General features: G+C 68.2%; 11 protein-coding genes. 1 reads left to right on the forward strand and 10 read right to left on the reverse strand.

What is annotated here, in order from left to right:
- On the forward strand, nt 1–238 hold a 238-nt coding region (locus DMC18_RS09210; RefSeq protein WP_146218025.1), incomplete at its 5' end, for an amidohydrolase family protein.
- Nucleotides 239–316: 78 nt separating this feature from the next.
- On the opposite strand, the gene DMC18_RS09215 is transcribed toward DMC18_RS09210, so the two are convergent.
- The 10 genes from DMC18_RS09215 to DMC18_RS09260 all read right to left on the reverse strand — a co-directional run.
- Nucleotides 317–3,166 carry a TonB-dependent receptor gene (locus tag DMC18_RS09215; protein ID WP_110132876.1) on the reverse strand — a complete coding sequence of 950 codons (2,850 nt, stop codon included), beginning with the start codon at nt 3,164–3,166 and terminating at the stop codon, nt 317–319.
- A 350-nt stretch (nt 3,167–3,516) separates the two neighbouring features.
- Nucleotides 3,517–3,972, reverse strand: a complete 456-nt coding sequence (locus DMC18_RS09220) for a chemotaxis protein CheE (protein ID WP_110118610.1) — start codon at nt 3,970–3,972, stop codon at nt 3,517–3,519.
- Nucleotides 3,969–4,571, reverse strand: a complete 603-nt coding sequence (locus DMC18_RS09225) for a response regulator (protein ID WP_110118611.1) — start codon at nt 4,569–4,571, stop codon at nt 3,969–3,971. The genes DMC18_RS09220 and DMC18_RS09225 overlap by 4 nt, the downstream gene beginning before the upstream one ends.
- 7 nt (nt 4,572–4,578) lie before the next feature.
- Nucleotides 4,579–4,968: a chemotaxis protein CheU gene (locus DMC18_RS09230; RefSeq protein WP_110118612.1), complete on the reverse strand. Its 390-nt coding sequence runs from the start codon at nt 4,966–4,968 to the stop codon at nt 4,579–4,581.
- Nucleotides 4,969–4,973: 5 nt separating this feature from the next.
- Nucleotides 4,974–5,552 carry a chemotaxis protein CheD gene (locus DMC18_RS09235; protein ID WP_110118613.1) on the reverse strand — a complete coding sequence of 193 codons (579 nt, stop codon included), beginning with the start codon at nt 5,550–5,552 and terminating at the stop codon, nt 4,974–4,976.
- Nucleotides 5,549–5,938, reverse strand: a complete 390-nt coding sequence (locus DMC18_RS09240; protein WP_007675655.1) for a response regulator — start codon at nt 5,936–5,938, stop codon at nt 5,549–5,551. The genes DMC18_RS09235 and DMC18_RS09240 overlap by 4 nt, the downstream gene beginning before the upstream one ends.
- Nucleotides 5,939–5,942: 4 nt before the next feature.
- Nucleotides 5,943–6,971 carry a chemotaxis response regulator protein-glutamate methylesterase gene (locus tag DMC18_RS09245; RefSeq protein ID WP_110118614.1) on the reverse strand — a complete coding sequence of 343 codons (1,029 nt, stop codon included), beginning with the start codon at nt 6,969–6,971 and terminating at the stop codon, nt 5,943–5,945.
- A 2-nt stretch (nt 6,972–6,973) separates the two neighbouring features.
- A complete protein-coding gene (locus DMC18_RS09250) occupies nt 6,974–7,852 on the reverse strand; it encodes a protein-glutamate O-methyltransferase CheR (protein WP_110118615.1) in 879 nt (292 codons plus the stop codon).
- The gene (locus DMC18_RS09255) at nt 7,852–8,316 is read right to left on the reverse strand and encodes a chemotaxis protein CheW (protein WP_110118616.1); all 465 of its coding nucleotides are present in this window, start codon (nt 8,314–8,316) and stop codon (nt 7,852–7,854) included. Before DMC18_RS09255 ends, DMC18_RS09250 begins: the two co-directional genes overlap by 1 nt.
- A gap of 4 nt (nt 8,317–8,320) precedes the next feature.
- A partial coding sequence (locus DMC18_RS09260; protein WP_146218026.1) for a chemotaxis protein CheA occupies nt 8,321–9,593 on the reverse strand: 1,273 nt, incomplete at its 5' end.

Here is a 9,593-nt window from a genome sequence, read left to right on the forward strand (position 1 = left end):
CGGCCCCGGCGGCACCCTGGCCGGCTCCGACCTCGACATGATCGGCGCCGTCCGCAACGCCGTGGCCATGCTGGGCCTTGGCCTGGAAGACGCGGTGATGATCGCCTCGGCCGCTCCGGCCGCGTTCCTGGGCCTGTCGGCTGCGCGTGGATCCATCGCCCCGGGCCAGGCCGCCGACCTCGTCCTGCTCGACGGCGAGCGCAACGTCGTCCGCACCTGGATCGACGGGCGGGAATAAGAAAAGGGCGCCGGTCTCCCGACCAGCGCCCCTTCCCTGCCGCCCTCCCCCAAGGGCAGCGCGCGAAAGTCCTGAAGCCTAGAACTTGTAGCGGACGCCCAGCAGGATCTCGCGACCGGTGTGGTGATAGACCACCGGCATGTTCTGCTCGCCGCTGAACTGGTCCTGGTACTCGTCGGTCAGGTTCACCCCTTCCAGGGTGATCTTGAACTGGTCGTTCAGGGTGTATTGCAGCGAGGCGTCGACGTTGAAGGTCTCGTTGGTGCCGTCATAGAGCACCGGCGCGGCCGTGGTGTTCTCCTGGCCCAGCACGCGGGTCAGGTACTTGTCGCGGTACGAGGCCGAGACGCGGCCGCTGAACTTGGCGTCCTCGTAGTAGAGGGTGGCGTTGTAGCCGTTGCGCGACAGGCCGGTCAGATCGCCGGTGGCGACCACGGCGCCGGTCGAGTTGACGTACTTCACGTCCGACTTGACGTAGGTGTAGTTCAGCAGGACGCCGGTGTTGGCCAGCGGGCCCGGCAGGAACTTGAACGGCTGCTGGTAATTGATTTCGAAGCCCTTGACCTTGCCGCCGTCGGTGTTGACCGGGGTCGAGAAGTTCCATTGCGCCGAGGGGCTGCAGCCGGTGGTCGTGCCGCAGGCGGCGATGGCCACGCTGTCGGGGATGCCGAACGGATTGCCGGTGAAGGTGGTCGAGGTCGTGACCGTCTGCACCAGGCTGCCGATGTCCTTCTGGAACAGGGCCAGCGACAGCAGGGCCTGGCTCTGGAAGTACCATTCGAAGGCGATGTCGTAGGTCTTGGCGCGGAACGGATCGAGGTTCGGGTTGCCGGCGGTGACGCTGCGGGCGGTGCCCGAGACGCTGACCGTCGAGCCCGGGGTCAGGCTGCCGAGGTCCGGACGCGACATCACCTTGGCCGCGCCGAAGCGGATCAGGAAATTCTCGGCCGGCTCGACCACCAGGTTCAGGGCCGGCAGGGTGTCGTCATACTCACGGCCGGCCGTGATGCCGACCGGCGAGCCGCCGACATAGGTGAAGCCGCGGGCGTACTGCTTGGTCTTCACGTAGCGGACGCCGAGATTGCCGCGCACGCCGACGCCGCCGATCTCGGTGCGCAGGTCGCCCTGCAGATAGGCGCCGCGATCCTCTTCGGAGACGCCGCGGTTGTTGCCCAGCGACGGCTCGGCGCCGAGCTTGAAGGCGCCGCCATAGGCCGACTGGTCGTAGAGGCTCAGCACGCTGGCGGCCTTGGCCAGGTCCGGGATGATGGTCTGGACGCCGTTGAAGGTGGCCAGGCGGCTGAAGCTGGCCAGCGACATCGCCGCGATCGCCGCCGGGATCACCGTTTCCTGGTTGGTCGTGGTGCCGATCGTGCGGCGCAGTTCGGTGGTGTCGAACTCGTACTGCTTGAAGTTCAGGCCGCCGCTGACGCTGAGCGCGTCGTTGAGCTTGTACTCCGCCCAGGCCTGGGCCGTGTCGTAGGTGTTGACCGCCGACTGCGGGCGCAGGCGGATCTGGGTCAGCTTCCACTTGGTCGGGTCGGTCAGGGCGGCGTTGCCGTAGCTGAACTTCGGATCGCGGCTGTCGGTGTAGTCGTAGCTGTAGCCGTCGACGTTGAAGTAGTCGAAGCGCAGCGTCGTCTGGACCGGGTTCTGGTGGTCCGACTTGGAGTGGCCGACGAAGCCGTGGATCGTGAAGTTGTCGCTGATCTGGTGGTCGCCGGTCAGCGAGAACTGGGTGAACTTGGTGTCGAGCTTGTCGAAGCGGTTCTCGACGGCCAGGTCGACGTCGTCGAACGTGCCCTTGACCATCACGCCGTTCTCGATGGTCCGCGCGGTCACGTTGGTGTCGGCGATGCCGCAGCTGCTGGCGAGGTTGGCGGCCGTACAGGCGCCGCCGGTGCTGAAGGACGGGGCCTCCAGATAGGTCTCCTGGCGGGTGCCCTTGAAGTCGGCATAGAGGGCGTCGAACGACAGGGTCGTGCCTTCGAACGGCTGGAACTGCAGGGCCAGGGTGGCGCCCAGGCGTTCCTGGTCGCTCTCGAAGCGGTCGAGACGCGGGAAGCGCGGGTGGAAGGCGGCGTTGTCGGCCAGGGCCTGGGCCGAGGGGTTGACCGTGGTCGGCAGGCCCGCGCCGTTGTTGACGGCGTCGAAGCCCGGCGAGAAGGCGTTGCCCGTGGCCCAGCGCACGGTGCTGTTGCCCTCTTCGAGGATCTTGCGCTTGGTGTAGGCCACCGAGAACAGCGCTCCGAACATCCCGTCCTTCCAGGTGTTCGAGATCATGAAGGCGCCGCGCGGCGTGGCCTTCTCGGCAAGGTCGTTGTAGCTGCCCTGCAGCGAGGCCGACATGGCGAAGCCGTTGTAGTCGAACGGGCGCGCGGTGCGCAGATCGACCGTGGCGCCCAGCGAGCCCTCTTCCACCGACGCCTCGCCCGTCTTGCGCACGGTGATCGAGTTGAAGAGATCCGAGGCGAAGAAGTTGAAGTCGAACGAGCGGCCGCGGTTGGTGCCGCCCGAGGCGTCGGCGCCGCCGGCGGTCGTCAGGGCTTCCATGCCGTTGATGCGCACGCGGGTGAAGGTGGGGCCAAGGCCGCGCACCGAGATCTGACGGCCTTCGCCGCCGTCGCGCGCCAGGGCCACGCCCGGGATGCGCTGGATGGATTCGGAGAGGTTGAGGTCGGGGAACTTGCCGATGTCTTCGGCCAGGATCGAGTCGGTGGCGGCGGCTTCCTCGCGCTTGACGTTGAGGGCCTTGGCCAGGCTGTTGCGGAAGCCGGTGACCACCACCGCCTCGACTTCGGAGTTCTCGGTCGTCGCACCGGCGTCCTGCGCCATGGCCGAGCCCGCGGCCGCCAGGGCCAACGCCACCGCGCCGGCCGACACGCCGATCTTCAGAGCGCGCAGGCGCGCGTCATGTCCGTAAGACATCCAGTCCTCCTCCCATACGTTTCGTTGCAACGCGGTCTCACAGACCCCGTCGTGGCTTCGAAACGACCGCGCGTCCTTCCCACGCGGCCGCTCTCGGCCGTCATTATGGAAACCGGTGTCATTTGCATTTGTAATGCCCTGACACCGGTAGCAACTAACGCGTAACAAACACCGGAGGGCGTATCAAGTTGTGGGACCGGTAACAGTTGCATTGACCGACGCGAACGTGGCGCCGGCGCTACGCTGGAGCGCGCCAGGGTTAGGTGTACGCGGCTAACCCGCCCGGGCGCGCTCTAATATTTGGAACCAGAGCCTGCTGATCAGGCTTCAGGATCGACGGAGGCGCGATTTCAGCGCTGGGCGACCTTGTGCAGGCCGTCGAGCATGCCCCGGCGGTGCTCGGCCGGCAGGCTGGCGCCGACATTGCGCAGCAGGCGCAGGGCCGACAAGTGGACGTCCACCGCGTCCCAGCGCCAGGCGCCGGCCTCGGCGCAGTTGTCGACCAGGGCGCACAGCGACACCGCCGCCTCGTCGACCCCGGCGTCGGCGGCGAAGCCGGCCACGTCGATGATCTTCAGGGTCAGGGTGTAGAGCGTCTCGAAGTCCTCGCCGGCGCGGCCGGCGGCCGTGGGGCCGAAGCGCGCCTCGATGGCCTCCAGGGCCTCGTCCAGGGCGGCGAGCGAGCTGTCGCGCAGCGTCTCGACATTGGCCTCGGCCGCGGCGACCGCGTCCTTGGCCAGGATCCCGCCGCGATCCTTGATCATGGCGGCGAGGCGGTTGGGGGGCCGGAACTTGCGGACGGTCATATCTGCACCTTCGCGACCTTCATCAGGCTGTTGATCTCTTCCTGCGACATGTTCGGCTCCTGAGCGTCGCCGACCTCCCCCGCCAGGTCGTCCTTGCGTCGGCCGTCCGTCCCCGGCGGCGGCCCCTCGTGCTTGAAACGGCGATCGGGCCCGACATAGGTGTCGCACTCGATGAAGGCTCGCTCTTCCCGCGCCACCCAGAAGATCCGCTCCAGCAGCACCTTGGGCGTGATCGGCTTGGCGACGGTGAAGTTGGATCCGGCGTCGCGGTTCTTGAACACCTGCGAGGTGCGGGTGTGGCCCGTGACCAGGATCACCGGAACATAGCGATTGGTTTCGGGCCCCTCGCGGCGGAGCCACTGGATGAATTCGTAGCCGTCGACCTCGGGCATCTGCACGTCGCTGATGATCAGGTCGAAGGTGTGGATCTTGATGAGGGCCTGGGCGTCCTTGACCGACTCCGCGCGGTGCAGGGAGCGCACGCCGAAGCCGGAGACCACGCCCGACAGGATGTCGAGAGACGCGCCATTGTCGTCGAGCACCAGCACGGTGGCCCGCTCGAGATTGATCCGAGTCGATGGATTTAGCGGCTCGGGCATCGACGCCTCAGAAGAAGTCGAGTTCGCCGGCCTCGGCGCCCCAGCCCGCATGGTCCTTGTCGGAACGCAGGCGGCCCACCAGGTCGGCCATGCCCAGACCTTCGAGCAGGGGCTCGATCGCGAGGTTCCATTCGCCGGACGCGTGCTGGCCGATGCGGGCCAGGACGTCCGACAGGCCGTGCAGCCGCTGGCTGAGTTCGTCGAGCGCCTGCAGGCGGGTGATGTTCTCGAGCGCCGCGCCGCCGCTGGCCAGTTCGCCCGCCACGTGCTCGCAGTCGCGGCAGATCATCGCCGCGGCCGCCAGCTCGGCCGCCAGCCGACGCGACAGCTCGCCCACCGGAAGCTGATGATCCGGGGAGACGATGATATCGGCGGCGGCGGTCGACGTGGCGGTCATGAGGTCTAGAACAGCTCCAGGTCGCCGGCGTTGGACGCGGGCTGAGGAATCGGTGCGGGACGACGCACTTCTTGCGGCGCATTGTCGACGGCCACAAGGCGTTGGCGCACCCGGCCGGTGACCGGCCAGAACTCGACCCGGCGGGCCGAGACGCCGCCGACGCTGGACGACACGATCGGAATGCCTTCGTCGCGCAGGAAACGCTCGGCGAAGGCCGCGTTGCTGGCGCCGACGTCCGACAGGCTGTCGAACAGCTTGCCGCCGCCGAAGATCTTGGCTTCCAGCCGCTCGCGGCGGGCGCCCTTCTTCAGCAGGCCGTTGATCAGCAGTTCCATGGCGTAGGCGCCGTAGCGCACGGCGTCGCCGCCGCTACCGCTGCTGCGGCCGTCGCCCGCGTCGGGGAGCAGGAAGTGGTTCATGCCGCCGACGCCGGCCTGCGGATCGCGGATGCAGGCGGCGATGCACGAGCCCAGCACTGTGGTCATCACCACGTTCGGGTCGGTCGAGACATGGCTTTCGCCCTGGGTCACGTGGACCTTGGTCGCGCGCAGCTCGTCGTCGTGGGAGTAATCGCGCCCGATCATGTCAGCTGTCCGAAAACTTGTTCGATCTTGTCGCGCAGACCCTGCACGGTGAACGGCTTGACGCAGTAGTTGTTGACGCCGAACTGCACGGCGCGCTGGACCAGCTCGCGGTCGGCCCGGCCGGTCAGCATGACGAAGGCCGTCTGCCGGATCGGCGGGTGCGAGCGCACGGCGCGCAGCAGGGCCAGGCCGTCCATCTTCGGCATGTTGAAGTCCGAGATGACCAGGTTGGCCGGCTTGGCCAGGAGGTTCTTGAGAGCCTCCTCGCCGTCGGGCGCCTCGCGGATGTCCTTGAAGCCGATCTGCTGCAGGGCGTTTCGGATCAGCGCCCGCATGGTCAGCTGGTCGTCGACGACGAGAACGGAAATGGTGCTTGCTTGGGGCATGGGTCTATCGCCTCGCGGAGGCCAGATCGAGAATGGATTGGCCGATGGAGGACAGGGAAACCTGCTTCTCCACGGCCCCGAGTTCAAAGGCGGCGCGAGGCATGCCGTAGACGACGCAGCTGGCCTCGTCCTGGCCCACCGTGCGGGCGCCGGCCTGGCGCATCTGCAGCAGGCCCTGGGCGCCGTCGCGGCCCATGCCGGTCAGGATCGCGCCCACGGCCTTGTCGCCGACGGCCTGGGCCACCGAGCGGAACAGCACGTCGACCGAGGGGCGGTGGCCGCTGACCGGGTCGCCGGCCGTCAGGCGGCAGCGCAGGCCGGCCGAGCGGACGACTTCCAGGTGCGTGGCGCCGCCCGGGGCGACATAGACCTTGCCGACTTCCAGCAGCGCGCCGTCGGTGGCTTCCTGCACCTTGGCCCCGCTGGCGCGGTCGAGGCGCGCGGCGAAGCTGGCGGTGAAGGTCGCCGGCATGTGCTGGGTGATGACCGTCGGCGGGCAGGTCTCGGGAAACTGGGTCAGGATCGACAGCAGGGCTTCCACCCCGCCGGTCGACGAGCCGATGGCCACCACGTCGCCGGTCGGCACATAGGCGCCGCGGCGGACCGGGGCCGGCGCGGCGTCGGCCTTGGTGCGGACCGAGGCGCGGGCCGCGGTCTTCACCTTCTCGGCGACTTCCGCCAGGGCCTCGGCGGTGCCGGTGGCCGTGGTCGGCTTGCCGACGCAGTCGACGGCGCCCAGCTCCAGCGCGCGCAGGGTCATCTCGGCCCCGGCCTGGGTCAGGCTGGAGACCATGACCACCGGCATCGGCCGCAGGCGCATGATCTTCTCGAGGAACTCGATGCCGTTCATGTTCGGCATCTCGATGTCGAGGGTCACGACGTCCGGGTTCAGGGCCTTGATCATGCCCCGGGCCTCGAACGGATCGCCGGCGGCGCCGACCACCTCGATCTCGGAGTCGCGGTTGAGGGCGGCCGTGATCAGGCCGCGCATGGTCGCCGAGTCATCGACGACGAGGACGCGAATCTTGGGCATGGTCAGACCCCCGTCTTGCGATAGGCGGTCAGGCCGCAGCTCTCGAAGCCGCGCACATTGGCGCCGACGCGTTCGGAGTGGCCCACATAGAGCTTGCCGCCCTGCGCCAGCAGAGGCTGGAAGCGGCTCCAGACCCGCTCCTGGGTCGGTTCATCGAAATAGATCACGACATTCCGGCAGAAGATGGCGTCGAACGGACCCTTCATCGGCCAGGACGGGCCGTTGAGATTCAGTTCGCGGAAAGCGACCAGGCGGCGGGCGGACTCGCAGACGCGATAGGCCCGGCGGTCATTCGAATCGCGCTCGAAGAACTGGCCCCGCTGAGCCGGCGAAATGCCTTCCAGCAGGTGTTCGTCGTAGACGGCCTGACGGCCGGTCGCGAGCACGTTGGTGTCGATGTCGGTGCCCAGGATGCGGATGTCGAGCTCGGCCGCGTTGGGCCAAACCGACAGCACCGTGAAGGCCATCGAATAGGGTTCCTGGCCCGACGAGCTGGCGGCGGACCACAGGCGCAGGCGGCGGCCGGCGCGCACCTGGTCGGCGATCGGCTCCAGGATGTTGGCGCGCAGGTCGTCGAAGTGGTGCGGCTCACGGAAGAAGCGGGTGACGTTGGTCGTCAGGGCCCGCAGCATTTCCTGGCTCTCGTCGTGACCCTGCTCGCTGGTCACGAAGGCGCAGTATTCCTTGAACGACCGCAGGCCCAGAGCGCGCAGGCGCTTGGCCAGGCGCGAATAGACCAGCGTGGCCTTGGTGTCCGGCAGGCTGATGCCGGCCATGCCGTAGAGGATCTCGGCGATGCGCTTGAAGTCCTGGGTCGTGAAGGCGAACTCGCCGTCGACCAGGGCCTCGCGCCGATCAGTGGAGGAGGGAGCGAAGGTCATCAGGCGGCCAGGGCCTCGCGCTCGGGCAGCAGACGATCGAGCGAGATCTCGCTGATCATCCGGCCGTCGATGGAAATGATGCCGCGGATGAAGTTGCGAACCATGTCGCAGGCCAGATCCGGGGTCGGTTGAACGAGATCGTCGGTGATCGACAGGATGTCCGACACCGCGTCGACCAGCATGCCGATCATGCGGTCGCCCGCCTTGACCACGATGAACACGCTGCGGACGGTCGGCTCGACCATCGGCATGCCCAGGCGGCAGGCCAGGTCCATGATCGGCAGCACCGCGCCGCGCAGGTTGATGACGCCGCGCATGTAGCCGGGCGACTGCGGAAGCGTCGTGGCCGGGCTCCAGCCGCGGATCTCGCGGACGGCCATGATGTCCACGCAATATTCCTGGTCGCCGACCCGGAAGGAGATCAGTTCCCGGCGCTCGCCCGTGGTGATGATTTCTTCGGTCATCGGCTTACTCCGCGGCGATCAGAGTGGGTTCGACGGGGCGGGGCGGCTCGCGGCGGCGCAGGCTGATCACCGCGTCGACGTCGAGGATGAGGGCCACGCGGCCGTCGCCCAGGATCGTCGCGGCGGCCACGCCGTCGACCTGCTGGTAGTTCTGCTCCAGCGACTTGATGACCACCTGGCGCTGGCCATGGATGGCGTCGGCCACCAGGGCGGCGCGCGAGCCGTCCTCGCCCTCGACCAGCAGCACGACCCCTTCGGTCGGCGGCGGCGAGCTGTCGCGGTAGCCCAGGGTCAGGCCGACGTCGATCAGCGGCACGAAGCTGTCGCGGACGGCCAGCACGGCGCCGACCGGGCCCAGCGGGCGAACTTCTTCCGGCTTGGGACGCAGGCTCTCGACGATGGCGGCCAGCGGCACCACCAGGGTCTCGCCGGCGACGTCGACCACCATGCCGTCGAGGACGGCCAGGGTCAGCGGCAGGCTGAGGCTGAAGGTCGAGCCATGACCCGGACGCGAGGTGATCGAGATGCGGCCGCCCAGGGCCTGCACCGAGCGCTTGACCACGTCCATGCCGACGCCACGGCCCGAGACGTCCGAGATCTTGTCGGCGGTCGAGAAGCCCGGGAGGAAGATCAGGTTGTCGATCTCCTCATCGGTCAGCTGCAGCTCCGGCGAGATCAGGCCCTTCTTGATCGCGAGCGAGTGGACGCGCTCGCGGTTGATGCCCTTGCCGTCGTCGGAGACCTCGATGACGATCCGGCCGCTGCGGTGCAGCGCGGCCAGGCGCACGACGCCTTCCGGGTTCTTGCCGGCCGCCTTGCGCTCCTCGGGGCTTTCCAGCCCGTGGTCGATGGCGTTGCGCAGCATGTGGGTGATCGGGTCGGACAGACGCTCGATGACCGTCTTGTCGACCTCGGTGTTCTCGCCGTCCATCACCAGGCGGGCCTGCTTGCCCGTCATGCTGGCGACTTCGCGGACCAGGCGCGGCATGCGCTGGAACACCGACTTCACCGGCTGGGCGCGGATGGCCATGACGCTGTCCTGGATCTCGCGCGTCAGCTGTTCCAGCTCGTCGAGGCCCATGGCCAGGTTGGAGGACGGGGCGATGCCGTATTCGCCGACGCGCTGCGCCAGCATGGCCTGGTTGATGACCAGCTCGCCGACCAGGTCGATCAGGCGGTCGATGCGCTCGGGATCGACGCGGATCACCGACTGGCCCGGACCGGGAACGTCGATCTGCTGGGTCTTGGCGGCGGCCGGAGCGGCCGGCGCCGCGGCG

The sequence above is a fragment of the Caulobacter sp. D5 genome (assembly GCF_003185805.1).
Classification (GTDB): Bacteria; Pseudomonadota; Alphaproteobacteria; order Caulobacterales; family Caulobacteraceae; genus Caulobacter.

Excerpts from the sequence above, each read along its gene's own strand:
- DMC18_RS09235 (WP_110118613.1), bottom strand. The coding sequence starts at position 5,552 with ATGATCGGGCGCGATTACTCCCACGACGACGAGCTGCGCGCGACCAAG.
- DMC18_RS09230 (WP_110118612.1), bottom strand. The coding sequence starts at position 4,968 with ATGACCGCCACGTCGACCGCCGCCGCCGATATCATCGTCTCCCCGGAT.
- DMC18_RS09240 (WP_007675655.1), bottom strand. The coding sequence starts at position 5,938 with ATGCCCCAAGCAAGCACCATTTCCGTTCTCGTCGTCGACGACCAGCTG.
- DMC18_RS09220 (WP_110118610.1), bottom strand. The coding sequence starts at position 3,972 with ATGACCGTCCGCAAGTTCCGGCCCCCCAACCGCCTCGCCGCCATGATC.
- DMC18_RS09250 (WP_110118615.1), bottom strand. The coding sequence starts at position 7,852 with ATGACCTTCGCTCCCTCCTCCACTGATCGGCGCGAGGCCCTGGTCGAC.
- DMC18_RS09245 (WP_110118614.1), bottom strand. The coding sequence starts at position 6,971 with ATGCCCAAGATTCGCGTCCTCGTCGTCGATGACTCGGCGACCATGCGC.
- DMC18_RS09255 (WP_110118616.1), bottom strand. The coding sequence starts at position 8,316 with ATGACCGAAGAAATCATCACCACGGGCGAGCGCCGGGAACTGATCTCC.
- DMC18_RS09215 (WP_110132876.1), bottom strand. The coding sequence starts at position 3,166 with ATGTCTTACGGACATGACGCGCGCCTGCGCGCTCTGAAGATCGGCGTG.
- DMC18_RS09225 (WP_110118611.1), bottom strand. The coding sequence starts at position 4,571 with ATGCCCGAGCCGCTAAATCCATCGACTCGGATCAATCTCGAGCGGGCC.